We start from the raw sequence: 25,412 nt of genomic DNA, 5'->3' as shown, positions 1-25,412 counted from the left end.
CGCTCAGGCGAAGGTGAGGTGTGCGGCGTGGGGCGTGAAACAGGACCTTGGCGGATCGGCCTGCAGTTGAGCCGGTGCGCGCGGCGGCTATTATGCGCGGGCGTGAACCCGCGCGATATTTTCTTCAAGCCTTGCGATTCCCTCTCCACCGACCGCAGACCCCTGTTGGCGGTCAGCGTCGGCATCTGGCTGATGCGGCCCGATCTGCAGGCGGCGTTCGATCTCGAAACGGTCGAGGACCGCACCCGCTATCTCGCCTGGCAGGTCGATCACGGCGTCCAGGAATATGCGGCGTTGCGCGAGGCTTTCGCCCGGCCGGACGTGCGCGGCCTCTATCTCGGCGCGGCGGGGGCGCCGCCGCCCGCCGAGTCTCCCGCGCCGGCGACGGGCGGCGTCAATGTGGTCGGCCATCTGCACGCGCGGCTCGGCGTCGGCGAGGACGTGCGCTGCGCCGCGGCGGCCTTGACCGCCGCCGCCATTCCCCATGTGCTGATGGACGCGCCGGTGGGGAGCGACATCGGCAGCGAGCCGCACGCCTTCGCCGCCGCGACCGTGTCGGCGCCGTTGCACGCCACCAATCTGCTGTTCATGTCGGCCTGGGAGACGTTCCGCTATTTCTGCGTCAACGGCTCGGCGCTGTGGCGCGGCCGCAGGACCATTTGCGTCTGGCCGTGGGAATTGCCCAACTGGCCGGAGCCGCTCGATTTCTGCATGCTGCTCGCCGACGAAATCTGGGCGATCAGCTCGTTCGTGCGCAGCGCCTTCGAATTGCGCGCGCCGGTTCCGGTCGTCGCCATGCCCTCCGCCGTGGTGGCGCAGGCGCGGCCCGATCGCGCCGCCTATGGCTTGCCCGAAGGCGCCTTCGTCTTCGTCTGCTTCTTCGACGGCAATTCGTCCTTCGCCCGCAAGAATCCCGGCGCTGTCATCGCCGCTTTTCGCGCGGCCTTCCCGACGACGGACTTTTCGGTCCGGCTGGTCGTCAAGGCCATGCGCGCCGGAGGCTCCTCCCAGGCATGGCGCAAGCTGCAGGCCGACGCCGAGGACGACCCGCGCATCGCCTTCGTCGATGAGGAATGGAGCCGCGACGAGGTGCTCGGCCTGATCGCCAGTTGCGACGCCCTGGTGTCGCTGCACCGCGCCGAGGGGTTCGGGCGGCCGATCGCCGAAGCCCTGCTGCTGCGTCGTTCCGTGGTGGCGACCAAATGGTCGGGCAATCTCGATTTTCGCGACAGGGGCCGGCAGTTTCTGGTGGACGCGGCGCTGCGGCGCGTGCCCGTAGGCGCCTACTCCTGGGGCGAGGGACAGGTGTGGGCGGAGCCGGTTTCGGCCGCGGCCGTCGAGGCGATGCGCGCGGTGGCGCGGCTGGGATCGGAGCCTGCGCCGCCGGCCGGCGACCTGTTCGACCCCGACATTGTCGGCGCCCGTTATCGCACCCGGCTTGAAGCGCTTGGGGTTCTGCATCGCTTGCGCTGAATCGCGGTCGCCCGCGCGCGTCAACCGGGAAGGGATCGCGCCGGACGCCCGCACAATTCGCCAATCAATAAATTCAGATGATTGCTTTACTCAAAAAAACCCGCCCATGAGCTCCTCCCCAGGGCGGGCGCATTGCGCGCGCACGAAATCCTGTGCTCTCAGGCGGCGTTGTTGGCCAGTTTCTGATGCACGGCGCGCAATTCCGCGATCGCCTGGTCGAGATCCGCGCGGCGTTCTTCAAGATGACGCAGTTGCGACAGAACCATCTTCTCGTCGAGGGCGAAATCCCCGGTCTTGGGACCGCGTTCTTGTTCGGCTTCGAGCAGGTCGGCGATTTCCGTGAGGGTGAAGCCGAGATGCTTGCCCTTCAGGATCATCTGCAGACGCACCTTCTGGGCGCCATCATAGAAACGCGCGCCGCCGCGGCGGATCGGCTGCAGAAGGCCGCGCTGCTCGTAAAAGCGGAGAGCGCGAAGGGTGACGCCGTAGAGGCGCGAAACCTCGCCAATAGTGAGCATTTCCGGGCTGTTGGCATCGGCCTCGAAGGTTGGACTATGGAGCAGGGCGCTGGCGTTCATTGACGGGTCCTCTTGGTTCTTTTCGAATCGCTACGCGCTACACGTCAAGGTTGTAGCGTAGGCTTATGCCGGTTGCAATCCCCTTTGGTAAGCAAAATCCAAATTCTCCCGGAATTACTGGGTTAACGGCTTGTTTACCCTAAACGAAGAAAGTTGCGCACGAGGGATGTGGATGGGTGACGCAACGTGAGTCGCCGGGCCTCGCCGCGTCCTCCCAAAGCGTCCCGGATTTCCGGAGAAATCAGGTCTGTAGGATGAGCAAGGCGGCGCCCTGGAGCATAAAAGGGGTCGATTTCGACGCCCGCGAAGCGGCGAAGGAGGCCGCGCGCCGGGACGGGCTCTCGCTCGGCGAATGGTTGAATCGCGCCATCGCCGAACATGCCGTCGAGACCGGGGCGGACGGCGAGGATTTCAACGCCGACGAACGTCTGGAGGCGGTGGCGGCGCAACTGGCGCGGCTGAGCCGCGAGGCGGAAACCGACGGCGGCCGGACCCTGCCCGACGGCGACGGGAATCAGCGCCTCGGCGGCGAGGGCCGCGCTGCGGCCGACGCGCGGCCGCCGGCCCCGGAAGGCTGGCGCCCGGAGCGCTGGGACGAGGAGCCGGAGCCTCGCCGCGCCGCCGCGGTCCGCGCGCGGCCGGCGCGCGACCGCCGTCAGAGCGAAAAGACGGCGTCGGGCGGGCGCGAAACCGCCGCCCGTCACGAGACGATTGACGCCGAGGCGCTGCTGGAAAAGGCCGTCGCCGCCTTTGAAAGCCGGGCTGAGCGCGCCGAGCGCGCTCTCGCGCAGGTCGCCGAGCGCATCGGCGGCGCCGAGAGCGAACGCGCCAAAATGCTCGCGCAAGTCGAAAGCCGGCTGTCCCAGCTGGAGACGCACTTGCGCGCCGAGACCCGCCTCGATGTGGAGCCGCTGCGCGGCGCCCTCGGGCGGCTGGAGACCCGCCTCGACGATCTCGCCAAGCGCGAGCCCGAGCCGCGCGACGAAGAAACCCTGCGTAACCTGGATTGTAAATTGTCCAATCTCCTCTCCCGCGTCGAACGCGCCGAATCCGCCCCCGCCGCCGAGCGCGACGAGAATTTCTCCCGGCTGGAAACAAGGTTTGACGCGCTGCTCGCGCGTCTCGACCGTTCTGCTTCCCGCCAAGACGCTGGCGGCCGCCCGCCGGGTTCGCCGGCGCCGGGACGCGTCTCCGACATGCGGCGCGCCATCGAGGAAATCTCCGCGCACCAGCGCGCGCTCGATTCCAGGTCGGCGCATGCGCAATCGTCGGCGCTGGGGCGGGCTTCGGCGCGCCCGCAGCTGGCGGCGATTGCCTCCGTCGCGCCCAAACCTTCCGCGGCGTCCCAGCCCACGGCGGCGCTCGACGCCCGCTTCGAGGCGCTGGCGCAAAAACTCGACAGCATCGCGCAGTTGAACGCCGCGCCAGCCGACGCCGGCCGCATCGACCGCCTGCAGACCGGCATCGAATCGCTGTCCGCCCGCATCGAGGACATGCGGCGCGATTTCTCGGCCTTGCGCGACGCGCCGCGCGAAACCGTCGCGCCCGCCATCGAGAAGGCCTTGCGCGACCTCGCCGCGCGCGTGGATGCGCTGGCGGCGGCGCAGCCCGTCGCGGCGATGACGGAGGTCGCCGGCCTGCGCGGCGAAATTTCCAGCCTCACCCGTTCGCTCGGCGATCTCGCGCCGCGCGGCGCCGTCGCGGCGCTGGAAAACGCCCTGCGCGATCTGTCGAGCCGGGTCGACGCCAACCGCTCGACGCTGGAGCGCGTCGCCGAAACGCGCGGCGCGGCCGCCTCGCCGGAGTTGAGCCGCCAGCTCGCCGACATCGCGCGCGGCCTGAGCGACGTCGCCCCGCGCGGCGCGGTCGCCGGGATCGAGACCGCGATGCGCGACTTGTCGGGCCGCGTCGATTCGGCGCGCGAAATCATGGCGCGCGCCAGCGAGAGCCATCTCGAAGCCGCGCCGGAATTCGAGGCGCTGCGTCGGCAACTGGCCAAGATCGACGCCAGCCTGGGCGATGTGGCGCCGCGCGGCGCCGTCGCCGCGCTGGAAAGCGCGATGCGCGAATTGTCCAACCGCGTCGATTCGGCGCGCGAGATCATGGCGCGCGCCAGCGAAAGGCAGCTCGAAGCCGCGCCGAATGTCGACGCGTTGAACCAGCGTCTGGCCGAAATCGGCGCGCGGTTGAGCGATGTGGCGCCGCGCGCGGCGGTGGACGGCGTCGGAACCGCCGTGCGCGACCTCGCCGAGCGCATCGAAACGACGCGGGAGATCATGGCCCGCGCCGCCGAGCGGCGCATCGACTTCACCCCGGATTTCGAGGCGCTGAAACGGCAGATGGCCGGGGTCGTCGCCGTGCTGGGCGATGTGGCGCCGCGCGAGGCGGTCGTCGGCGTGGAAACCGCCGTGCGCGACCTCGCCGGACGCGTCGATTCGGCGCGCGACCTGATGGAGCGCGCCAGCGCGCGCGTGCTGGAGCAGGCCCCCGACGTTCAGGCGCTGGACCGCCGGCTGGCGGATATTGACGCGGCGCTCGGCGAGGTCGCCCCGCGCGACGCGGTGTTCGAGCTGGGATCGGCCATGCGCGACCTCACCGCGCGGGTCGAGAACGCCCGCGCCTTGATGGAGCGCGCGCCGCTGGGCGCCAGCGTCGATGAAATCGAGACGCTGGGCCAGCAGGTTGCGGCCATGAGCCGCGCGCTGGACGATGTCGCGCCGCGCAGCCAGATCGCCGCGCTCGATCTCGCGGTGCGCGAGCTGGGCGCGCGTCTCGAGCGTTCGCGCGACGAAGGCCTGCGCGACGCCGTGCTGGAGCCGATCGAAACCCTCGCCGCCGACATGCGCCGGGCGCTGGCCGAAATCGGCGCCTCCGCCAATATCGACGGCGTGGTCCGGCAGATGCGCGCGCTGGAGGACAAGATCGACGACCTCCGTCGCAACGGCGCCGACCGGGGCGACTATCTCAAGGCCGTCGACCAGTCGGACGCGCTGCGCGGCGCCATCGCCGAGGCGCTGGAGCACATGGCGCCGGTCGAGCGCATGGAGAAGCAGGTGGCGGCGCTGACCGAGCGCCTGCAGGATCTGTCGCGCCAGTCGAGCGAAGCCAGCCGCGCCCATGAAACCGGCCTGGCGCAAAACGAAGCCAACTGGCGCGACATCGGCTCGCGCCTCGACAATCTCGCTCTGCGCATCGACCGCGCCGCCGATCATGCGCCGCTGGCGCAGGAGGAGAGCCGGTTCGATGAGCTGACGCGCCGTCTCGACTTCATGCAGCAGGCGCTGGCCGAACGGATCGACATCGCGGTCGAGACGCGCGGCGGCCCCCAGGCCCCCGAAGGGCTGGAGCCGCTGTTGCGGGCGCTGGCCGAAAAGCTCGAAAGCGCCATGGCGCCGCAGGCGGATTCCCGCGCCATCGAAGCGCTGGAGCGCCAGATGGCGCGGGTGAGCGAACGGCTGGAGCTGGGCGCCGCCCATGGCGCGATGCAGTTGCAGCAGGCGCTCGCCGATCTTGCGGCGCGGCTCGACCAGGGGCGCGCGCAGGACCGCGAAACCGTGCGCGAGGTGACCCGCGACACCCTGCGCGAGGCGCTGTCGCAATTGCCGGCCGCCGATCCGCGCGCCGAACAGGCCGCCCGCGACATCGCCGAATTGCGCGAAAAGCACGCCCATTCCGACCGCCGCGCCCAGCAGACGCTGTCGGCGGTCCATGAGACGCTGGAAAAGGTCGTCGACCGGCTGGCGCTGCTCGAGGAGGATGTTCACGAGGCCCGCGCCGGGGCGCCGGCGCAGCCGCCGGCCGAGCCGCAGCCGCGCGCCGCGCAGGCCGAAGCCGCGCCGCCTGTGGCGGCCCCGCGCGCGCCGAAGACAGAGGCCGCGTCCGCCGCGCCGCGCCTCGACGGGGGCGCGGATTCGCTGGATTTCGATCCCGATTCCTTCCTGGTGGAGCCGGGCGCCGGCCGTCCCGTCGCCGCTTCCACCGCCGCCGGGCGCCCGTCGGCGGCGTCCGACCGGGCCTACGAGCAGGGCGCCGCCGTGATCAAGCTCTCGCGCGACGACGAGGCGGCGCTGCTGTCGGGCTCGCAGCAGACCAGCGTCAATTACATCGAGGTCGCGCGCCGGGCGCTGGCCGCCCGCGCGGCGGCCGACGCGCGCGACAAGGCTGAAGGGCAGGGCGCGAGCCCGAGCTTGAGCCTCGCGGCCGAACGGGCGAAGGAAAAGTTCATGCGCCCGCTGGCGTCGGGCGAAAAAAGCTCCGGCGTCGCGCGCAAGGGGCTGGCCATCGCCGGGGCCGCAGCCGTGCTCGCGGTCGGCGTCCAGCTGTTTCGCGTCGCCATGGCGCCCGACGCCCCGCCGATGGAGATGGCCGCGCCGGCCAAACCCGTCGCCGTCGAAGCTGCGCCTTCGGCGCCTTCGGCGGCCGCGCCCACGCCTGTCGCGCCCGCTTCGGCCCCCGCTGCGGCGCCCGAGCCGGCCCCGGCGCAGGCCGCGCCCGTCACGCCGTCGCCCGTCGCCCCGCCCGCCGGCGGCAAGCCCCAACGCGGCGCGTCCTTGATCGACCCGCTCGCCGTCGGCACGACCCTTCCGCGCAACGCCGACATGGCTTCGATCCAGGCCGGCGCGCAAATCGCCAGCCTGAAGGAGCTGGCGGACAAGGGCGACGCCGCCGCGCAATTCGATCTGGGCGCGCGTTACGCCGACGGGCGCGGCTTCGACCGCGACGCCGTGGCGGCGCGGCTCTGGTTCGAAAAGGCCGCCGCCCAAGGCCAGCCGCAGGCCGAATATCGGTTGGGCGTGATCTTCGAAAAGGGGGTGGGCGTGCCGCGCGACGTGCGGATGGCGCGCGATTATTACCAAAAGGCCGCCAACCAGGGTCATGTGCGCGCCATGCACAACCTCGCCGTGATCGAGGCCGAGGGCGTGGAAGGCAAGCCCGACTATGCCGCCGCCGCGCAATGGTTCCGCCGCGCCGCCGAATACGGCGTGCGCGACAGCCAGTTCAACCTGGCCATTCTCTACGCGCGCGGCATGGGCGTCGCCCAGAACATGGCGCAGTCCTACGTCTGGTTCAACGCCGCCGCGAGCCAGGGCGATTCCGACGCCGCGCGCAAGCGCGACGAAGTGGCCGCGCGGCTCGGCGCCGACGAATTGGCGACGGCGAAGAAGCAGGCGGGGGCGTTTCGCGCCCGCGCCGTCGACCCCGCGGTGAACGAATCGCCGGTCGCGGCGGGGCGGCCGCAGGCTCCGACGCGGACTTGACCGCTGAAACGAAACGGGCGCCGATCTGGCGCCCGTTGCATTTCCATGGTGGCGGGGGCCGCGTTCAGCCCCCGACGGAAATCCGCTCGATCTCGGCGCCGCACAGGCTGAGCTTGCGCTCCAGCGCCTCGAAACCGCGATCGAGATGATAGACGCGCTGGATCATGGTCTCGCCCTCGGCGGCGAGCGCCGCGATCACCAGCGACGCGGAGGCGCGCAGATCTGTCGCCATCACCGGGGCGCCCTTGAGCGCGGGCACGCCCTCGACAATGGCGCTGTCGCCCTCCAGCCGGATATGGGCGCCGAACCGCGCCAGTTCCTGCACGTGCATGAACCGGTTTTCGAAAATGGTCTCGGTGATGCGCGACACGCCCTTGGCCCGCGTCATCAGCGCCATGAACTGCGCCTGCAGATCGGTGGGGAAGGCGGGGAAGGGCGCGGTGGCCACGTCCAGCGGCAGGATCGGCCCGCCATTGCGCGCCACGCGCACGCCCTCGTCGTTCGATTCGATTTGGACGCCGCATTGCGCCAGCGCGTCGAGCGCCGCCTGAAAATCCTGCGCCCGGGCGCCGTCGAGAAACACCTCGCCGCCGGTCATGGCCGCCGCCATCGCATAGGTTCCGGCCTCGATGCGGTCGGGCAGCACGCGGTGCTTGGCGCCGTTGAGCCGGGCGACGCCGACGATCTCGATGGTGGACTGGCCGGCGCCGCTGATCTTGGCGCCCATCTTGTTGAGCAGTTCGGCGAGATCGACCACTTCCGGTTCGCGCGCCGCATTGTGCAGCACGGTGGTTCCCTCCGCCAGCGCGGCGGCCATCAGCGCGACATGGGTGCCGCCGACCGTCACTTTGGGAAAGGTGATCTCGGCGCCGCGCAAGCCTTTGGGCGCCTTGGCGACGGCATAGCCGCCCTCGATCTCGATTTCGCCGCCGAGCCGCTCCAGCGCCATCAGCAGCAGATCGACCGGACGGGTTCCGATGGCGCAGCCGCCGGGCAGGGAGACGCGCGCCTGGCCGCTGCGGGCCAGCAGGGGCGCGATCACCCAGAACGAGGCGCGCATGCGCGAAACCAGTTCGTAGGGGGCGGTGGTGTCGACGATTTCGCGCGCGGTCATGTGCACGGTCTGGCCGGCCTCACGGCCTTCGCCGTGGCGGCGCCCGTCAATGGAATAATCGACGCCCTGATTCGAAAGGATGCGGACCAGCAGGCTGACGTCGGCGAGACGGGGCAGGTTTTCCAGCGTGACGGTGCGATCGGTGAGCAGCGAGGCGATCATCAGCGGCAGCGCCGCGTTTTTGGCGCCGGAAATCGGAATGGTCCCGTTCAGTGTCTTGCCGCCGACAATACGTATGCGATCCATCCGTCCTCGCTTCTCGCGCTCCGATAGCGCCTCAAACTTATGCGTCAGGGCAGGCTCTATAGCCCCGAATCGCCGGCAGGGCCAGAATTTCCGCCGGGCCGGGCGCGGCCGCGCGCCTGCGCCTTGCGGCGCTTGAGGTTTTCGCGGAGGGCTTCGGCGAGTCGCTGTTTTTCGGCGGCCTTGCGGTCGGCGGGGGCGGATGCGGGCGCGGGGGTGTCGGTCGTGGACATGGCGGTTGGCTTCATTGGCCGGAAAAGCCTGTGTTTCATAGAAGCGCGGGGCGCGGCCGTCCAGTCCGGATCAAGGAAATGCAAGAAAAGCGAACGGGGCGCTTGCCATCGGGCTTTTGCTGTGGCAGAAACCGCCCACTTCGGAACGCCACGGCGTCGCCGGACAAGCAAGCTGCAGTAGCTCAGTGGTAGAGCACTCCCTTGGTAAGGGAGAGGTCGAGAGTTCAATCCTCTCTTGCAGCACCATTCTACCTCAAAAGTTCAGACCGTATATCTTCGGGTCCGCGCGCAAGCCTCGGGTTACGTGTGCATTGTCTCGCCCTCACGTTCTCAAGCGATGGGGACGTCTTGGCTACGACTCAGGCGTGGCGAGGGGCGCGGGCGGCGTCCGCGCCGGTCGAGGCGCGGCGATGCGGTTTGGGGCCGACAGGCCGCGCGTCAATGTTTGAAACGCGATCCCGAGGGGGTGGAGGCTCTCGCCGCGTGGGCGCCGCGCGCTTTGGGGGCGTCAGGATCCCAGCCGACCGCCCAAGGCTCGAAGAAATAGGCCACGCCGACGTTCAGGCTGTGGCAAATGTTCAGCATGATCAACGGGTCGATGCGGCGGAAGCCCGATTCGAAATCCGACAGCGTTTGCTCCGCCACGCCGATCCGCCGCGCGAGCGCCGCGCGATCCAGTCCCCTGCGCGATCTTTGATACGAAACGCGTGAGCCAATCATTCGATCAATGACAGATGTGTTCAACATTGCGATAGCCCCAACATTGGGTTGCGCGGCTAAGACATGCGATCTGCGGTCGTGGCGCCGAGCGTGACGACGCTGAGCCAGCTGACCTAAGCTAAACAAACATTTAAAGCTTATCAACAGGGAAATGATCGGCGCAGGTGCGCGCGGCGGCCTGGCGCCCCGCTCCGGCGCGGGGAGGGCGTTTCGCGCGCCCGGCGGGAACATGCGGCGCGATTGACGGTCATACCCATGACGCATGCGGAGGACAGTCCATGGCTGAATTTCGGATCGAACAGGACGCGCTCGGCCAGATCGCCGTTCCCGCCGAACAATTGTGGGGCGCGCAAACCCAGCGGGCGCTGGAGCATTTCGCCATCGGCCGCGAAAAATTTCCGCCGGAAATGACCGAAGCCTATGCGCTGCTCAAGAAAGCCTGCGCCCGCGCCAATGCGGCGCTCGGGCGGCTCGACGAAGCGCGCGCCCGGCTGATCGAATCCGCCTGCGACGAGATCCTGTCCGGCGCGCATGCGGCGCAGTTTCCGCTGCCGGTCTGGATCAGCGGCAGCGGCACCCAGTTCAACATGAACGTCAACGAAGTCATCTCCAACCTGTGCTGCCGCGCCTCAGGAACGCCGCTCGGCGGCAAGGCGCCGGTTCATCCCAACGACCACGCCAACCTGTCGCAATCCTCCAACGACACGTTTCCGGCGGCGACGCATATCGCAGCCGTGCTCGGCGTCACCCGCCGTCTCACCCCGGCGCTGGAGACGCTGCGCGACGCGCTCGCCGCCCGCGCGCGCGATTGGGCGGATATCGTCAAGATCGGCCGCACCCATTTGCAGGATGCGACGCCGTTGACGCTGGGGCAGGAATGGTCGGGCTTCGCCGCCTTGCTCGACGACAACCTCGAACGGATCGGCGACGCGCTCAAGGGGACGTTCCGGCTGACGACCGGCGGGACCGCCGTGGGCACCGGCGTCAACGCGCCGCCGGGCTTCGCCGAGGCCGCGACCATGGAGATCGTGGCGCTGACCAGCCATCCTTTTGTCGTCGCGCCCAATAAATTCGCCGCGCAGGGCAGCCATGACGCGCTGGTCGCGCTGTCGGGCGCGCTGCGCGTGCTGGCGGGTTCGCTCAAGAAAATCGCCGACGACATTCGCTTTCTGGCCTGCGGGCCGCGCGCGGGCATCGCCGAGCTGATCCTGCCGGCGAACGAGCCGGGCTCCTCGATCATGCCCGGCAAGGTCAACCCGACGCAGGTCGAGGCCCTGACCATGATCGCGCTGCAGGTGAGCGCCAACGATGTCGCCATCGGCATGGGCGGCGCGGGCGGGCGGCTGCAGATGAACGCGTACAAGCCGCTGATCGCCCATAACCTGCTGCAATCCATCGGGCTGCTGGCCGACGGCTGCGCCTGCTTCCGCCGGCATCTGGTCGAAGGCGTGCGCCCCAACGCGGCGCGCATCGCGGAAAATGTCGAGCGGTCGCTGGCGCTGGCGACGGCGCTCGTGCCCATCCTCGGCTATGACAAGGCCTCCACGCTGGCGCATCACGCCGCCGCCAACGATCTCAGCCTGCGCGAGGCCGCGCTTGCGCTCGACTTTGTTTCGGCGGAAGATTTCGACCGTCTGGTCGATCCGCGTAAGATGCTGGGTCCCGACCGCCGAGATTGAGAAGGGAGACGACGCTCTTGACCAGGACACGTCTGTTCGCGCCGCTTTCGCTGGAAGGCGCGCGCTTGTCCAACCGCATCGTCATCGCGCCCATGTGCCAGTATTCGGCGGAAGGCGGCTGCATGACCGACTGGCACCTCGCCCATTACGGCCAGCTCGCCTTCTCGGGCGCCGGCCTGCTCACCATCGAGGCCACGGCGGTCGCGCCGGAGGGCCGCATCACCTATGCCGACGTCGGCCTTTACAGCGACGCGAGCGAATCCGCTTTCGCGCGCGTTCTGGACATGATCCGGCGCCATTCGGACATTCCCGTCGCCGTGCAACTCGCCCATGCCGGCCGCAAAGCTTCCTGCGAAGTTCCCTGGCGCGGCGGCGCCCAGATCGCGCCGGAATCGCCCCAAGGCTGGCGGACGGTCGCGCCCTCCGCGCGGCCTCTCGCCGCATCGGAGGCGGCGCCGCTGGCCCTGACGCCGGAGGGCATGGTCCAAATCCGCGACGCCTTCGTCGCCTCGGCCCGCCGCGCCGCGCGCCTGGGCCTCGACGCCATCCAGCTTCATGGCGCCCATGGCTATCTGCTGCACCAGTTCCTGTCGCCGCTCGCCAACCGGCGCGACGACGATTACGGCGGATCGCTGGAAAACCGGATGCGGTTTCCCCTGGAGGTGTTCGACGCCGTGCGTGAAACCTTTCCGGCCGGCAAGCCCGTGACCATGCGCGTGTCCGGCACGGACTGGATCGACGGCGGCTGGACCATCGAGGAGACCTGCGCCTTCGCGCAGGCGCTGGAGCGGCGGGGCTGCGCCGCCATTCATGTGTCGAGCGGCGGCCTCGCGCCGGCGGCGATTCCGGCCGGGCCGAACTATCAGGTTCCGTTGGCGGCCAAGGTCAAGGCCGCCGTCGGGATTCCGGTCGTCGCGGTCGGCCTGATCACGGACTTCGATCAGGCCGAGCGGATTCTCTCGGAGGGGTCGGCCGATCTGATCGCCCTGGCGCGCGCGCTGCTCTACGACCCGCGCTGGCCCTGGCATGCGGCCGCGCATTTCGGCGAACAGGTCGCGGCGCCGCCGCAATATCTGCGCGCCGCGCCGCATGGCGCGCGGGATTTGTTCGTTCCGCCAGGGGATTAAGCATAAGTCTTCAGGGATTGTTATGCGAACGGCGGCACGATGCCAAAAGCAACCGTCAGGCCATCACGGCCTGTCTCTGCTTCATGTCAGAAGCTCCATCCGGCGCCCGCCCAACCGGCGTCCTGCTCGAGTCTGGCATGCCCCTGTCGCTGTTCCGTGGTCTCCTCAGAATGTTCCGGCCGGCGCCGCCGGTCGAGCGCGGCGACGGAAACGACGCCGCATTGCGCATCCTGTTCGACAATGCGGCCGCCGGCATCGCCGAAGTGGATCTGGCCACGCTCCGCTTCGTCCGGGTCAACCGCCGCTTCGCGGAGATGATGCGCCGGTCCGCCGCCGAGCTGATGTCGCTGGGGCCGCCCGATCTCGTTCATCCCGAGGATCGGCAATGGGTCGACCGCGAATGGCTCGTGGCGATGCAATCGACGGGACATTGGGACTCGACGGTCCGGCATATCGGCCCGAACGGCGAAATCATCTGGGTGCGGCTCGGCGTCTCGCTGTGGCGACGCGACGCCGTCGGCCGTCCCGCCAGCTGCATCGCCGTGTTGCAAGATGTGTCCGACGCCGTCGAGAAGGCGGACCGGCTGCGCGAAAGCGAGGAATTGCTGCTGTTGGGCCAGCAGATCGCCCGCATCGGCAGCTTCACCCGCGACATCGCCACCGGGGAGATCGTCTGTGGCGAGCAATTGCTGGATATGCTCGGCTACCCGCCGGGCGAGCGGAAAATTTCCACGCAAAGCTGGCTGAATTCGCTGCATCCGGAAGACCGTCCGCGCATTGTCGCGGCGATCGAGCAGGCGGTCGCCGCCCGCGCGCCCGACATCGCCTTCGGCTACCGTTTCCTGCGGCCGAGCGACGGCGTCCAGCGCCATCTTGAAATGCGGGCGCGCTATGAATTCAACGCGCAGGGCGAGCCGGTTCGCTCCGTCGGCGTCGTGATGGACACGACCGAGCAGAAGATCGTCGAGGATAACTTGCGCCAAAGCGAGACGCTGCGACGGCTTGGCATGATGGCGGGCGGCATCGGCGCCTTTCGCCGCGACATCCCCGGCGGCGCCATCCATTGCGCGGGGGAAACCCGCGCCTTGCACGGGTTGCCGATGGAAGGGCCGATTTCCACCGAGGACTGGCTGGCCACCCTGCTGCCGGAGGACGCCGCCCGGATGATGGACGAGATCGAGCGGACCCTGAGGCGTCGAGAGCCGGAATTCTCGTCGCATTATCGTTATCGCCGCACGCCGGGCGGCCAGATTCGCCACATGGAGGTCCGCTCCGCTCACGCTTTTGACGGGCAGGGACGGCCGGTGAGCGCGACCGGCGTCGTGATCGACGTCAGCGAGCGCATCGAGGCCGAGCAGCAACTCGCCCACGCCGCCCGCCACGACGCGCTGACCAACCTGCCCAACCGCGTGCTGTTCCGCGACCGCATGGACCACGCGCTGGCCCGCGCGCGGCGCGGCGAGAAATTCGCGCTGCTCTGTCTCGATCTCGACCGCTTCAAGGAGGTCAACGACACGCTGGGCCATCCGGTCGGCGACAGCCTGCTGGTCGATGTGGCGCAGCGGCTGCGCGCGCAATTGCGCGACACCGACACGCTGGCGCGGCTCGGCGGCGACGAATTCGCCATCATTCAGACCGGCCTGATCACGCCGAACGATTCGGTCGTGCTGGCGCGTCGGCTGATCGAGCGGGTGTCCGAGCCCTACGCCATCGACGGGCATCAACTCGTGGTGGGGGTGAGCGTGGGCATCGCCATCGCGCCCGAGGATGGCGCGCAATACGAGGATCTGTTCAAGGCCGCCGACATGGCGCTCTATCGCGCCAAGGCCGACGGGCGCGGCGGCTGGCGCTGGTTCGAGCCGGAGATGAACGCGCGCATGCAGATGCGCCGCGCCGTCGAAGTGGATCTGCGCCAGGCGCTGGAGCGTGACGAATTCGAATTGCACTACCAGCCGATCGTCGACACGGCGACGCGGCGCATCCGCAGTTTTGAGGCGCTGATCCGCTGGCGCCACCACGAGCGCGGGCTGATCTCGCCCGACGCCTTCATTCCGCTGGCCGAGGAAATCGGCCTGATCGCGCCGATCGGCGCCTGGGTGTTGCGCGAGGCCTGCGCCCGCGCCGCGCAATGGCCGGAGCCGATCGGCGTCTCCGTGAATATTTCGCCGGTGCAGTTCGCCGGCCGCAAATTGCTCGAAACCGTGGAAATGGCGCTGGTGATGAGCGGCCTCGCGCCGGAACGGCTGGAGATCGAGATCACGGAGACGGCGGTGTTGCAGAACTCCGACACGACGCTGGGCGTTCTGCGCGACCTGAAAAAACTCGGTTTGCGCATCTCCATGGACGATTTCGGCGCCGGCTATTCCTCGCTGTCGTCGTTGCAGAGTTTTCCGTTCGACAAGGTGAAGATCGACCGCGCCTTCACGCGCGGGCTGGAGCAGTCGCGCAAGAGCGACGCCATCATCACGGCGGTCACCAATCTGTGCAGCGGGCTGGACATGTGCGCCACGGCGGAGGGGGTGGAGACCGAAAGCCAGTTCGAGGCGCTGCGCCGGCGCGGCTGCCAGGAGGCGCAGGGCTATCTGTTCGGCCGGCCCTGCATGGCCGAGGAGGTGCCCGCCCTGATCGCGCAGCTCGGCTATTGCGCGACCCTGCCGCAGGCGGCGGAGTAGAAGCTGTCGGCTCATTGCCGTCGATTCCAACGAGGCTCGCGACCGTCCCATGTTTATCCGAAGGAGTCTAACAAGCGTTTTTCGCAATGACTGCCGCAGCGCTGTCAACAGTCGTTGTAGGCAATTTGAACCTGTATTCTGAAAGAACAAGATGTAGTGGCGCGGGACTCAGTGGCGCTCGTCGTTGCGGGGTTCCACCGGGAGTACGTCCAGCGTCGCGGCCAGTACCTGGCTGATGTGGATGAGAGCCAATTGGCGCGCCGCCGGCTCGTCGAGGCCGGTGACGTGCTTCCACCAGGGCGTCGCCCGGTCTGCGAACAATTCCTTCAACCTTGCGAGGTGCTCAGCGGTAAGCGGCTGATCCGGCACTCCGCCGCAGTTGGCCCAGGCGAAGTTCAGGCTGTCGCGGGCCACCCGATCACGTTCGGCGCTGCGGTGAGCGCTCAAGGCCGGACCAAAGACGGCGCCAAACGCCTCTTGTCGCTTCTCGATATCGTCGCGCTTGTAGTCATAAATATCTCGAACATCTGCGGCGCCGAAGTCGAGGCGCACCGCGACATCCAAGGTATCGCCGGTGCGAGGATCGAGGGCGTAGCTGGCCTTCATGCGTTTGCCGGCATAGCCACGGCCAAGGCAGACCACGGCGCGGTGGATGCCGAAATATTCCACGTAACCCAGGATCAAGCCGGTACTGGGGTTGGCGTCGATGGCGACGCAATGCAGTGGCGTCGCCGGCGGCCGGCAGTCGATCAGGTCATCTGCATAATAGTAGCCGAAACAGGGTTCGGCATCGACTTCGCGTAAGTAGGCCAGGGCATCGCCGCATCTGTCGATAGGAAGGCTGGCATCGTGCGCCAGCGCCAAGGCGCTTTTCACGAGGGATCGACCGGACACTGGACCGCCGAATTCGAGATCAATCTTCACGACGCCCTGTGCGTAGGTCCGTTGGACCTCGGCGCCGGCCAAGGCCGACTCCACGTCCACCTTGGGATATTTGCGCTTTATACTTTCGAGCACTTCGCGCACCACGGCGATCGACCCGGCCTTGACCTGGATGGTTTCTCCGTTCGGGGTCGGCGTGCGCTTGATCTCCGGGCGGGACATTTCCAGCTGGCCGCCGGAGTTTAATAGAAAGTTCTCTCCTGCGGTGGTGGTGATCGCCATGCGCAGGGTCCGTCCGCGTTGGCGCTTTACGCCGAAGTGGAGGGCTAGCGGCCGCAACTGCTTTTCAAGCGCCGCATCCCAGGTCTGGCCCGAGCGGTGATTGCAGACATCGTGCAGTAAACCGCGAACTGTCTGGCGCCCGCCGATCGCGCCAGGGAGAATGTGTTCCTCGGAGTCTTCGGCAGGCGCGATCTTCTGCCCGCAAATGGCGCAAATCGGTTGCATGCGTCGCCGTGGCTCATGTCCAGATAAAGGTAGTGTGTCGAAAGCTGGCAAGCAAGTTACTGGCGCATCTTCGCCGATCTCGGTCGTCCCCGCCGCTCCTTCAGCGGCGCACGGCCCGACCGTCCCCGCTCACTCCGCCTTACCCCCGCTCAGCAGCGTCTTGCGCTTGCTGAGTTGCGCGCCGGCGTGATCCATGAAGGCGCGCACGCGGGCGGCGTGGCGCAGGTCGGGGTGGGTCAGCAGCCAGAGATCGGCGCCGCGTCCGTTCATCGGCTCGTCCAGGCACACGATGTCCGAATGCTGGTCGCCGACGAATCGCGGCAGGAAGCCGATTCCCAACCCCTCGCCGATGCAGCGGGCGAGGCCGACCACGGTGTTGGCGCGCATGGCGATGCGGTTGCGCGGGATGCTCTTTTCGATCCAGTCCAGCACTTCGACGCCGCCGAAATGTTCGTTGAAGCCGATATAGGCGTGGCCCTCGTCGGCGGGGTCGACATCCGGCTTGTACAGCGCGCGGGCGACATAGCGGCCCCACACCGAGGCGCCGATCCGCCGCCCGACCAGGGTTTCGGGCGGGGCGTAGGTCGAGCGCACGGCGATGTCGGCGTCGCGGCGCGACAGGTTGAGCGGCTGGTTCATCACGAGCACGTCGAGATGAATGTCGGGATACGCCTTGCGGAAGCTGGCCAGCACCGGGGCGAGCAGATAGCTGAACAGGGCGTCGTTGGTGGTGACGCGCAGCAAACCGGACGGTTTTTCGTCGCGGCCGGCGATGCGGCGCTCGAAATCGGTGACGTCGCGGCCCATGCGCTCGGCCAGCGCGATCATTTCCTGCCCGGCGGCGGTGGCGGAATAGCCATTGCGCGAGCGCTCGAACAGTTTCGCGCCGATGGCCGCCTCAAGCGCGCCAAGCCGGCGGAACACCGTCGAGTGGTTCAGGTTCAGGGCCGCCGCCGCTCCCACCAGGGAGCCGGATTCGGCGATGCCCCTCACGAGCCGGAAATCGTCCCAAGAAATCTGGTTCATGGCCGCAGCGTAAGGATATTTAGACAGTTTTCAAGGGCGCGGCGCGGCGGCGCGGGCGAGACGGTCGTTGATCGCCTCGCCCAGGCCGGAGCCGGGAATCGGCGCCACCGCGATTCGCCGCGCGCCGCTGGCGTCGAGCGTCCGCAAGCCGCTGAAAAGATTGGCGGCGGCTTCGGCGAGATCGCCCGAGGGCGACAGGTCGAAAATCGGCGCGGGGCCGGAAAAACGTCCGCCGAAATCCAGCCCGGCCTCTCCGGGCTGCAACGTTTCCGCATTGAGGCGCACGCCGGCCGCCGGCGCGTAATGCGAGGCGAGCAGGCCCGGCGCCATTGGCCGGTTCTGTTGCGACGGCGCCCCGGCGAGGGCGACGCCGAGAATCGCCTCGATCTTTTCGCGGGCGAGTCCGCCGGGACGCAGCAGGCGCGGGGTTTCATCGAGCAGCGCGACAATGGTCGATTCGACGCCCACCGCGCAGGCGCCGTCGTCCACTACCGCGTCGATGCGCCCGGCGAGATCGGCCAGCACATGATCCGCATTGGCCGGGCTGACATGGCCGGAGCGATTGGCCGAGGGCGCCGCGATGGGCCTGCCGGCGGCGGCGATGATGTCGCGCGCGAAAGATTGCGCGGGCAGGCGCAGGCCGAGGCTGGGCAGGCCGGCGCGGGCGAGGTCGCACACGCTCGACGTCGCCGCCAGCGGCAGCACCAGGGTGAGCGGCCCCGGCCAGAACGCTTCCGCCAGCTGTTCCGCCTGCCGCGAAAACACGCCCTCGCGCCGCGCCTGCTCGACGCTCGCGACATGGGCGATCAGCGGGTTGAAGCGCGGCCGCCCCTTGGCCTCGTAAATGCCTGTGACCGCGCGCGGATTGGCGGCGTCGGCGCCGAGGCCGTAAACCGTCTCGGTCGGGAAGGCGACGAGCCCGCCCGCCCGCAGGATTTCGGCGGCGCGCGCCGCGCCCGCCGCATCGGCGGCGAGCCGCAGCGTTGTTGGCTGTGTCATGGCTTATCCCAAGCGTTCCTTGACGGATCGGCCGAAATAGTTCAACTATGAACCAATATCCCGGCGAACAAAGATGGCGCAAATTACATCGGACCGGGCTGCTGACAAGCAGGGGGGAGGACATGGACGTCGAAACATCCTGTGACGCGGGCGTGCTGGAGCTGACCCTCAACCGTCCCGCCAAGAAAAACGCGCTGACCGAAGCCATGTATCAGGCTCTGGTCGAGGGGCTTTCGCGCGCCGAAGCCGATGAGTCCGTCGGGGCGGTGTTGATCCGGGGCGAGGGCGGGGTGTTCTCCGCTGGCAACGACATTGGCGATTTCATCGCCGCCGTGCAGACCGGGCGCGGGCTGGCCGCCGCCGATTTCGTGCGCAAGCTCGCCACGTTTCCCAAGCCGCTGGTGGCGGCGGTGGATGGGCTGGCTGTCGGCGTGGGCTGCACGCTGCTGCTGCATTGCGATCTGGTTTACGCTTCGCCCGAGGCGCGGTTTTCGCTGCCCTTCGTCGATCTTGGCCTGCCGCCGGAAGCCGGATCGTCGCTGCTGCTGCCGCGCCGCGTCGGCCTGGCCCGCGCCAGCGCGTGGCTGCTGCTGGCCGAATCGTTCGACGCTCAGGAGGCCAAGGACGCCGGTCTGGTCAACGCCGTGGTCGCCGCGCCCGATCTCCCGGCTTTCGCGCGCGAAAAAACGCGCAAGCTGGCGGCCAAGCCGCGCGCCGCGTTGATGGAGTCGCGGCGGCTGTTGCGCGGAGATCCGTCCGAACTGGCCGCGCATATGGAGGAGGAATTCTCCGCCTTCATGAGCGCGCTGCATTCGCCGCAGACGCAGGCGATTTTCGCCGCCTTCCTCGCCAAGAGCAAATAGGATTTCCCATGACCTCTCTTGCGAACAAAACCCTGTTCATCACCGGGGCCTCGCGCGGCATCGGCCTCGCCATCGCGCTGCGGGCCGCGCGCGACGGCGCCAATGTCGCCATCGCCGCCAAAACCACCGAGCCGCATCCCAAACTGCCGGGCACGATTTTTTCCGCCGCGCAGGAGATCGAGGCCGCCGGCGGCAAGGCGCTGCCGCTGGCCGTGGACGTGCGCGACGAGGCGCAGGTGGCCGCCGCCTTGGCGCGGACGGCCGAAACGTTCGGCGGCCTCGACATTGTCGTCAACAACGCTTCGGCGATCGCTCTGGGCGACAGCCAGACCATCGACATGAAGCGGTTCGACCTCATGCACCAGATCAACGCGCGCGGCTCCTACATGACCGCCAAGCTCGCCGTCCCCTATCTGGAAAAGGCCGAAAACCCGCACATTCTCATGCTGTCGCCGCCGCTCGACATGAAGGAGAAGTGGTTCGCGGCGCACACCGCCTATTCCATGGCCAAATTCGGCATGAGCCTCGCCGTGCTCGGCCTCGCCGGCGAGTTGCGGGGCAGGGGAATCGCCGTGAACGCGCTATGGCCGCGCACCACCATCGCCACGGCGGCGGTCAACAATCTGCTCGGCGGCGCGCAACTGATGCGCGCCTCGCGCAAGCCGGAGATCATGGGCGACGCGGCCCATGCGATCTTCGTTTCGCCCAGCTGGGAGACCACCGGCCAGTTCTTCATCGACGACGTGCTGCTGGCCTCGCGCGGCGTGACCGATTTCGACGCCTATCGCATGGACCCGGCCTCGCCGCTCGCGCCGGATTTTTTCGTGCCGGACTATACGCCCGTTCCCGAGGGGGTGAGCTTGAAGCCTGTGGGGTGACGGGCGTTTTGCGCGCGGGCGACGCGCGTCCCCTCTCCCCGCTAGCGGGGAGAGGGACAGGGTGAGGGGCTGGGGCGTTGGCTTTCGCGTCATCAGGAAAGCCAATGTCTTCCTGATGATGTTGAGAATCGCGCCTCAATCGGCGTCTCCCCCTCACCCCAACCCTCTCCCCGCTCGCGGGGAGAGGGAGACGGCGTTTGACGGCCCGCCCCCGCCGCTTTAACAGGGATCAAAATCGCGGAACACTAGAGTCGGGGCCATGGCCGTTTACACCGATGTCACGGACGAGGCCCTTTACGCCTTTCTCAGCCCTTACAATCTCGGCGCCGTCCTGTCCTTCAAGGGCATCGCCGAGGGCGTCGAGAACTCCAACTATCTGCTGCATTGCGAGCGCGGCTATTTCATCCTCACCCTCTACGAAAAGCGGGTGAATCCGGCCGACCTGCCGTTTTTTCTCGGCCTGATGCAGCATCTGGCGGCGCAGGGCCTGACTTGTCCGCTGCCGGTCAAGCGGCCCGACGGCGGCGCGCTGGGCGAACTCGCGGGCCGTCCGGCGGCGCTGGTGACTTTTCTTGACGGCGTGTCCACCCGCAAGCCCGAGGCGCATCATTGTCTTGAGACCGGCCGCGCTCTGGCCCGCCTGCATCTGGCGGGCCAGGGATTCGACCTGCGCCGCGACAACGCCCTGGCGCTGCGAAACTGGCGCCCGCTGTTCGAGCAATCGCGCGCAAAAGCCGATACGGTCGCGCCCGGCCTCGCCGGCGAGATCGCGCAGGAACTCGACGCGCTGGAGCGGAACTGGCCGCAGGATCTTCCGCGCGGAATCATCCATGCGGATCTGTTTCCCGACAATGTGTTTTTTATCGGCAAAAACCTGTCGGGGCTGATCGACTTCTATTTCGCCTGCGAGGACGCGTTGGCCTACGATCTGGCGATTTGCCTGAACGCCTGGTGCTTCGAGCCCGACGGCGCCTTCAACGCCACCAAGGGCCGGGCGTTGCTGCACGGCTATCAAAGCGTCCGCCCCCTGAGCGACGGGGAGCGCGCCGCCCTGCCGGTTCTTTCGCGCGGCGCCGCCATGCGCTTCCTGCTGACAAGGCTCTATGACTGGCTGAACGTGCCGCCCGGCGCGCTGGTGCGGCCGAAAAATCCGTTGGACTATCTGTCGCGGCTGCGATTTCACGGCGCCATCGCCGCGGCCTCCGAATATGGGCTGGACGCGTGACCAAGCGCGTCGCGATCTGGACCGACGGCGCCTGTTCCGGCAATCCCGGACCCGGCGGCTGGGGCGCCATCCTCACGTTTAACGGCGCGGAAAAGGAATTTTCTGGCGGCGAACCGCAGACCACCAACAATCGGATGGAGCTGCTCGCGGCCATTTCGGCGCTGGAGGCGCTGACGCGGCCCTGCGCCGTCGATCTGCACACCGATTCGCAATATGTGCGGCAGGGCGTGACCGGCTGGGTGCATAACTGGAAGCGCAACGGCTGGCGCACCGCCGACAAGAAGCCGGTGAAAAACGACGATTTGTGGAAGCGGCTCGACGAGGCCGCCAATCGCCACGAGGTCGAATGGCATTGGGTCAAGGGCCACGCCGGCGACCCGATGAACGAGCGCGCCGACGCGCTGGCGCGGGCGGGCATGGCGCCGTTCCTCAGGAAAAGATGAGTTGTGCGCCGTTGGGGCCCTCATGCCCACGAAGATGAGGCTCGATTATTCAATTCTTTTGGAAAAGTAAGGCCTCTGCCTGTTTTATTGTATTAACAGCGGACAGATACGAAGGTTTGTCGTTCTGTTTCGCGTAATAATCCAGGTAGGCCTCCAAGTCGTCAGCCGTGATCGCCCGGCCATTTTGCAGGCTTGCATCGCCGTGGGGACCGCCCGTCACGCGCAAGTCTGAAAGGGTTTGCGCAAGGTCGTACGCTGCTTGCATACCAGGCTCAGTCAAATGTCCTTGGCTGTCCGATTGGTTTCCGACCTGATCACCATTGCTGTTGTAATAGAGGCCGTCTTTGATCGTGATGCCCGTCGCTTTCTGAATCAATTCAATATCTGCAGATGTCAGATAGGAAAGCGTGTTGACAACGCCGCCGCCCGCCAGAACGGCGTCCAGAGTGGCTCTGGAGCTTCCGAAATAGCCCGAACTGATTTGCTGCTGTGTCGGGCGGTTTGAGCCGGACGCCGCTTCGGATGCGGCCGCGTTCATTTCAAAAGATTGGCGATCATCAGAGGCGTTTCTGGTTGACGATGAAAGGAACTGGAGCGGGTTTTGGTATCCAAAGCTAGAAATTTTCATTTTTTCACAGCCATATAAGAGAAAACCAAAAGTATTTTCTTTTTATAAGCTTGTGCGAAGATGTTTGGAGACCAGTCAAAGAGAAAAAGGCCGCCCGTCGCCGGGCGGCCTTTGATTTTAGCGGCGGACCTGCTTGCCGTCGCGTTGCGGCCGGCCCTCGCCGGCGGCGCGCGGCGGACGGCGCTGTTCGCCTTCGCGACGCGGCGCTTGTCTTTGTCCTGCTGGCGGCGCCTGTCTTTGTCCTGCTGGCGGCGCCTGGCGTTGGCCGCCCGGCGGCTGCTGCCTTTGGCCCGCGGGCGCCCCGCGATTGGGGTTGGGACGGCCGCCGCGCGGCGCCGGCTTTTTCACGACGGGCGCGGCTTCCTCCGGCGCGCCGGGATTGAGGCGCATGTCGGTGGCGGGAATCGTCTGCTTGGTCAGCTTTTCGATGGCGCGCAACAGATCGCGCTCCTCCGAATCGCACAGCGAAATCGCCTGGCCCTCGGCGCCGGCGCGCGCGGTGCGGCCGATGCGGTGGACATAGGATTCCGGCACTTCCGGCAGTTCGTAGTTCACGACATGGCTGACGGCGTCGACGTCGATGCCGCGCGCGGCGATATCGGTCGCCACCAGCACCGCCACTTTGCCGTTCTTGAACCCGTCGAGGGCGCGCAGGCGCTGGTTCTGGCTTTTATTGCCGTGGATCGCCTCCGCCGTCAGCCCGGCTTCGGCCAGGGTCGCCGCCACGCGGTCGGCGCCGCGCTTGGTGCGGGTGAAGACGATGGAGCGGTGGAAATCCGGGCTTTGCAGCAGATCGACCAGGATTTCGCGCTTGCGCTTGGCCTCGACGTGGATGACGCGCTGGGCGACGCGATCCGCCGTCTTGGCCACGGGGGTCACCGAGACCTTTTCCGGCATATGCAGCATTTCGCCGGCCAGCTTGGCGATCTCCGTCGGCATGGTGGCCGAGAAGAACAGGGTTTGCCGCGCTTTCGGCAGTTTCGAGAAGATCTTGCGGATCGGCACGAGGAAGCCGAGGTCGAGCATGTGGTCGGCTTCGTCCAGCACCACGGCGCTGGTTCCGTCGAGCCGCAGATTGCCCTGCTGCATGTGGTCGAGCAGGCGGCCGGGGGTGGCGACCAGCACATCAAGCCCGCGAGTCAGCGCCTGCACCTGGGCGCCAAAACCGACGCCGCCGAAAATGGTGGCGACGCGCAGGCCGGCGAAGCGGCCGTAGGCTCTAAAGCTGTCGCCGATCTGGGCGGCGAGCTCGCGGGTCGGCGCCAGCACCAGCACGCGGGTCTGCTTAGGGCGGGGATGTTCGGGATTGGCGAGCAACCGCGTGATCAGCGGCGTGGCGAAAGCGCAGGTCTTGCCTGTGCCGGTCTGGGCGATCCCGAGGAGGTCGCGGCCTTCGAGCAGCAGCGGGATGGCTTGGGCCTGAATGGGGGTGGGAGTCTCGTAGCCCTCGGTCTTAAGGGCGCGCAAAACGGTCTCGGCGAGACCGAGATCGGAAAAATTGGTCAATGTGTTGCTTTCATCAAGGCCGCGTCGCGGCCGGCGAAGGCGGCCCCGCACGAACGGGCCGGCTTCAGGGGGGAAGATTTGACCGGGCGACGCGTTTCGCGTCCCATGCGCCGGCCAAACTTACGCCCCGGCGCGCGGCTCAGGGCCGGCGCGAGGCGATGACATGACCGGCGGCGTGTCCCGCCGGTCGGCGTCCCTTCGCCCGTCCGTTTATCCGGCGCCGGGCTTAAGGGATGCGATGGGAATCAGGCGAGCTTGAGGTTCTCAGCCGAGGATTTGCCGGAGCGGCGATCAGCCACCACTTCGTAAGTGACCTTCTGGCCGTCGTTGAGGCTCGTGAGGCCGGAGCGTTCAACCGCAGAAATATGGACGAACACGTCCGGGCCGCCGGCGTCCGGCGCGATGAAGCCATAGCCCTTGGTGGCGTTGAACCATTTGACTGTTCCGGAATTCATTTTTCTGTCCTGCAAGCATGACGCGGCGCACGTGTGCGCTGCCGGGTGCGTATCGATGTCGTGGAGATCATAAACGGCGCGCACAAACCTTATAGGCTTATTTTCGGCGCCAGCCCAGCGGCCAAAACTCGATATGATGCAGATATCCGAGAATCGTGTCCGAAACAAGGCCGGCTTTCCATGCTGGTCAATCGCGTCACTATGGCCTATAGCAGCGCCGGGCCGGTCGATGGTCGAGCGCGGAATATCCCGCGCCTTTTCCTTCATGCCTTCACGCGATCGCCTCTTTGGGGCGCGCTCCTCTTTTCAGGATTGGACATAACTTGCAGGTTCTCGTCCGCGACAACAATGTCGAGCAGGCGTTGCGCGTTCTCAAGAAGAAGATGCAGCGCGAAGGCGTGTTTCGCGAAATGAAGCAGCGCCGTGCGTACGAGAAGCCCTCCGAACGGCGCGCGCGCGAGGCGACCGAGGCCATCCGCCGCGCGCGGAAACTGGCGCGCAAGAAAGCGCAGCAGGAAGGGTTGCTGCCCCGGCCGAAACGCAAGCAGCCCGAACAGCGGACGCCCCGCGTGGCGGCGCCTGCGCTATAACAGCGGAGACAGGGACAAATGTCGCGCAAATCCGGGTCCAAAAAAGCCGGCTCCAAGAGCGAATATGTGCTGTTCGACGTCATCTACGAAGATGGCGCGCAGCGGTCGAACCGGCGGGTTCCCCGAGAACTGCTGGAAGGGCTCGACGGCGACGAACCGGCGCGCGCCTTTCTGGAGGCGCAGGATCGCGAGATCGCCGAACGGTCCGGCGCGGCCATGGCCGCGATCAAGACGGTGCGGCGCTCGGCGTGACGCCTCCGGGGCGCTGCGCCTCGGAAAAGCCCGATTTTGCGCTTCTTGCTTGCCGGCGCCG

The 25,412-nt window shown here is 67.5% G+C and carries 21 protein-coding genes and 1 tRNA gene; 12 read left to right on the top strand and 10 right to left on the bottom strand.

Annotated features, from left to right (window positions below; genetic code table 11):
- Positions 1–27: 27 nt before the first annotated feature.
- Positions 28–1,473 carry a glycosyltransferase family protein gene (locus tag CFB24_RS04310; RefSeq protein WP_141098347.1) on the top strand — a complete coding sequence of 482 codons (1,446 nt, stop codon included), beginning with the start codon at positions 28–30 and terminating at the stop codon, positions 1,471–1,473.
- A gap of 158 nt (positions 1,474–1,631) precedes the next feature.
- Here the strand turns inward: CFB24_RS04310 and CFB24_RS04305 are convergent, their stop codons facing one another.
- Entirely contained in the window at positions 1,632–2,051 is a 420-nt protein-coding gene (locus CFB24_RS04305) for a MerR family transcriptional regulator (RefSeq protein ID WP_088519294.1), read from the bottom strand.
- Between the two features lie 254 nt (positions 2,052–2,305).
- Between CFB24_RS04305 and CFB24_RS04300 the strand changes: the two genes are divergently transcribed.
- Positions 2,306–7,309, top strand: coding sequence for an SEL1-like repeat protein (locus CFB24_RS04300; protein WP_088519293.1), 5,004 nt, complete (start codon positions 2,306–2,308; stop codon positions 7,307–7,309).
- 64 nt (positions 7,310–7,373) lie between these two features.
- Here CFB24_RS04300 and murA read toward each other — a convergent pair whose 3' ends face one another.
- Positions 7,374–8,669: a UDP-N-acetylglucosamine 1-carboxyvinyltransferase gene (gene murA / locus CFB24_RS04295; protein ID WP_088519292.1), complete on the bottom strand. Its 1,296-nt coding sequence runs from the start codon at positions 8,667–8,669 to the stop codon at positions 7,374–7,376.
- 56 nt (positions 8,670–8,725) lie between these two features.
- Positions 8,726–8,899 (bottom strand): hypothetical protein, encoded by a 174-nt coding sequence (locus tag CFB24_RS22990; RefSeq protein WP_158255195.1) that lies wholly within the window; start codon positions 8,897–8,899, stop codon positions 8,726–8,728.
- Between the two features lie 171 nt (positions 8,900–9,070).
- Between CFB24_RS22990 and CFB24_RS04285 the strand changes: the two genes are divergently transcribed.
- Positions 9,071–9,145: transfer RNA gene (locus CFB24_RS04285), tRNA-Thr, on the top strand.
- Positions 9,146–9,337: 192 nt separating this feature from the next.
- Here the strand turns inward: CFB24_RS04285 and CFB24_RS23555 are convergent.
- Positions 9,338–9,619, bottom strand: coding sequence for a helix-turn-helix transcriptional regulator (locus CFB24_RS23555; RefSeq protein WP_275936870.1), 282 nt, complete (start codon positions 9,617–9,619; stop codon positions 9,338–9,340).
- Positions 9,620–9,897: 278 nt separating this feature from the next.
- Between CFB24_RS23555 and CFB24_RS04275 the strand changes: the two genes are divergently transcribed.
- From CFB24_RS04275 to CFB24_RS04265, 3 genes are all read left to right on the top strand, one after another.
- On the top strand, positions 9,898–11,298 hold the full coding sequence (locus CFB24_RS04275) for a class II fumarate hydratase (RefSeq protein WP_088519289.1): 1,401 nt from the start codon (positions 9,898–9,900) through the stop codon (positions 11,296–11,298).
- A 17-nt stretch (positions 11,299–11,315) separates the two neighbouring features.
- Positions 11,316–12,425, top strand: a complete 1,110-nt coding sequence (locus tag CFB24_RS04270) for an NADH:flavin oxidoreductase/NADH oxidase (protein ID WP_088519288.1) — start codon at positions 11,316–11,318, stop codon at positions 12,423–12,425.
- Positions 12,426–12,562: 137 nt separating this feature from the next.
- A complete protein-coding gene (locus tag CFB24_RS04265) occupies positions 12,563–15,097 on the top strand; it encodes a sensor domain-containing protein (RefSeq protein ID WP_158255194.1) in 2,535 nt (844 codons plus the stop codon).
- Positions 15,098–15,265: 168 nt separating this feature from the next.
- On the opposite strand, the gene CFB24_RS04260 is transcribed toward CFB24_RS04265, so the two are convergent.
- From CFB24_RS04260 to CFB24_RS04250, 3 genes are all read right to left on the bottom strand, one after another.
- Positions 15,266–16,486, bottom strand: coding sequence for an HNH endonuclease (locus CFB24_RS04260; RefSeq protein WP_088519286.1), 1,221 nt, complete (start codon positions 16,484–16,486; stop codon positions 15,266–15,268).
- A gap of 129 nt (positions 16,487–16,615) precedes the next feature.
- Positions 16,616–17,512, bottom strand: coding sequence for a LysR family transcriptional regulator (locus CFB24_RS04255; protein ID WP_088519285.1), 897 nt, complete (start codon positions 17,510–17,512; stop codon positions 16,616–16,618).
- A gap of 30 nt (positions 17,513–17,542) precedes the next feature.
- Positions 17,543–18,511, bottom strand: coding sequence for an L-threonylcarbamoyladenylate synthase (locus CFB24_RS04250; protein ID WP_088519284.1), 969 nt, complete (start codon positions 18,509–18,511; stop codon positions 17,543–17,545).
- Positions 18,512–18,633: 122 nt separating this feature from the next.
- Between CFB24_RS04250 and CFB24_RS04245 the strand changes: the two genes are divergently transcribed.
- The 4 genes from CFB24_RS04245 to rnhA all read left to right on the top strand — a co-directional run bounded on the left by CFB24_RS04245 (position 18,634) and on the right by rnhA (position 21,920).
- The gene (locus CFB24_RS04245) at positions 18,634–19,374 is read left to right on the top strand and encodes an enoyl-CoA hydratase (protein ID WP_088519283.1); all 741 of its coding nucleotides are present in this window, start codon (positions 18,634–18,636) and stop codon (positions 19,372–19,374) included.
- A gap of 8 nt (positions 19,375–19,382) precedes the next feature.
- The gene (locus tag CFB24_RS04240; RefSeq protein ID WP_088519282.1) at positions 19,383–20,252 is read left to right on the top strand and encodes an SDR family oxidoreductase; all 870 of its coding nucleotides are present in this window, start codon (positions 19,383–19,385) and stop codon (positions 20,250–20,252) included.
- Between the two features lie 259 nt (positions 20,253–20,511).
- Positions 20,512–21,477 carry a homoserine kinase gene (gene thrB / locus CFB24_RS04235; protein WP_088519281.1) on the top strand — a complete coding sequence of 322 codons (966 nt, stop codon included), beginning with the start codon at positions 20,512–20,514 and terminating at the stop codon, positions 21,475–21,477.
- Complete coding sequence (gene rnhA, locus CFB24_RS04230; protein ID WP_088519280.1) at positions 21,474–21,920, top strand: ribonuclease HI; 447 nt, start codon at positions 21,474–21,476, stop codon at positions 21,918–21,920. Before thrB ends, rnhA begins: the two co-directional genes overlap by 4 nt.
- 49 nt (positions 21,921–21,969) lie before the next feature.
- On the opposite strand, the gene CFB24_RS04225 is transcribed toward rnhA, so the two are convergent.
- The 3 genes from CFB24_RS04225 to CFB24_RS04215 form a co-directional block, all read right to left on the bottom strand.
- On the bottom strand, positions 21,970–22,548 hold the full coding sequence (locus CFB24_RS04225) for a hypothetical protein (protein WP_141098345.1): 579 nt from the start codon (positions 22,546–22,548) through the stop codon (positions 21,970–21,972).
- A 117-nt stretch (positions 22,549–22,665) separates the two neighbouring features.
- A complete protein-coding gene (locus CFB24_RS04220; RefSeq protein WP_088519278.1) occupies positions 22,666–24,054 on the bottom strand; it encodes a DEAD/DEAH box helicase in 1,389 nt (462 codons plus the stop codon).
- A gap of 245 nt (positions 24,055–24,299) precedes the next feature.
- Positions 24,300–24,509 carry a cold-shock protein gene (locus tag CFB24_RS04215; RefSeq protein WP_088519277.1) on the bottom strand — a complete coding sequence of 70 codons (210 nt, stop codon included), beginning with the start codon at positions 24,507–24,509 and terminating at the stop codon, positions 24,300–24,302.
- Between the two features lie 323 nt (positions 24,510–24,832).
- On the opposite strand from CFB24_RS04215, the gene rpsU reads away from it, so the two are divergent.
- Both rpsU and CFB24_RS04205 read left to right on the top strand, forming a co-directional pair.
- Entirely contained in the window at positions 24,833–25,099 is a 267-nt protein-coding gene (gene rpsU, locus CFB24_RS04210) for a 30S ribosomal protein S21 (protein WP_088519276.1), read from the top strand.
- A gap of 18 nt (positions 25,100–25,117) precedes the next feature.
- Positions 25,118–25,351 (top strand): hypothetical protein, encoded by a 234-nt coding sequence (locus tag CFB24_RS04205; RefSeq protein ID WP_088519275.1) that lies wholly within the window; start codon positions 25,118–25,120, stop codon positions 25,349–25,351.
- Positions 25,352–25,412 lie beyond the last annotated feature (61 nt).

Origin of the sequence: Rhodoblastus acidophilus (genome assembly GCF_900187365.1) — a bacterium.
Classification (GTDB): domain Bacteria; phylum Pseudomonadota; class Alphaproteobacteria; order Rhizobiales; family Beijerinckiaceae; genus Rhodoblastus; species Rhodoblastus acidophilus.
Note: the sequence above shows the minus strand (reverse complement) of the source record. Positions and strands in the feature narration are given on the sequence as shown.

Excerpts from the sequence above, each read along its gene's own strand:
- CFB24_RS04305 (WP_088519294.1), bottom strand. The coding sequence starts at position 2,051 with ATGAACGCCAGCGCCCTGCTCCATAGTCCAACCTTCGAGGCCGATGCC.
- CFB24_RS04300 (WP_088519293.1), top strand. The coding sequence starts at position 2,306 with ATGAGCAAGGCGGCGCCCTGGAGCATAAAAGGGGTCGATTTCGACGCC.
- murA (WP_088519292.1), bottom strand. The coding sequence starts at position 8,669 with ATGGATCGCATACGTATTGTCGGCGGCAAGACACTGAACGGGACCATT.
- CFB24_RS22990 (WP_158255195.1), bottom strand. The coding sequence starts at position 8,899 with ATGTCCACGACCGACACCCCCGCGCCCGCATCCGCCCCCGCCGACCGC.
- CFB24_RS23555 (WP_275936870.1), bottom strand. The coding sequence starts at position 9,619 with ATGATTGGCTCACGCGTTTCGTATCAAAGATCGCGCAGGGGACTGGAT.
- CFB24_RS04275 (WP_088519289.1), top strand. The coding sequence starts at position 9,898 with ATGGCTGAATTTCGGATCGAACAGGACGCGCTCGGCCAGATCGCCGTT.
- CFB24_RS04265 (WP_158255194.1), top strand. The coding sequence starts at position 12,563 with ATGCCCCTGTCGCTGTTCCGTGGTCTCCTCAGAATGTTCCGGCCGGCG.
- CFB24_RS04260 (WP_088519286.1), bottom strand. The coding sequence starts at position 16,486 with ATGCAACCGATTTGCGCCATTTGCGGGCAGAAGATCGCGCCTGCCGAA.
- CFB24_RS04255 (WP_088519285.1), bottom strand. The coding sequence starts at position 17,512 with ATGAACCAGATTTCTTGGGACGATTTCCGGCTCGTGAGGGGCATCGCC.
- CFB24_RS04250 (WP_088519284.1), bottom strand. The coding sequence starts at position 18,511 with ATGACACAGCCAACAACGCTGCGGCTCGCCGCCGATGCGGCGGGCGCG.
- CFB24_RS04245 (WP_088519283.1), top strand. The coding sequence starts at position 18,634 with ATGGACGTCGAAACATCCTGTGACGCGGGCGTGCTGGAGCTGACCCTC.
- CFB24_RS04240 (WP_088519282.1), top strand. The coding sequence starts at position 19,383 with ATGACCTCTCTTGCGAACAAAACCCTGTTCATCACCGGGGCCTCGCGC.
- thrB (WP_088519281.1), top strand. The coding sequence starts at position 20,512 with ATGGCCGTTTACACCGATGTCACGGACGAGGCCCTTTACGCCTTTCTC.
- CFB24_RS04225 (WP_141098345.1), bottom strand. The coding sequence starts at position 22,548 with ATGAAAATTTCTAGCTTTGGATACCAAAACCCGCTCCAGTTCCTTTCA.
- CFB24_RS04215 (WP_088519277.1), bottom strand. The coding sequence starts at position 24,509 with ATGAATTCCGGAACAGTCAAATGGTTCAACGCCACCAAGGGCTATGGC.
- CFB24_RS04205 (WP_088519275.1), top strand. The coding sequence starts at position 25,118 with ATGTCGCGCAAATCCGGGTCCAAAAAAGCCGGCTCCAAGAGCGAATAT.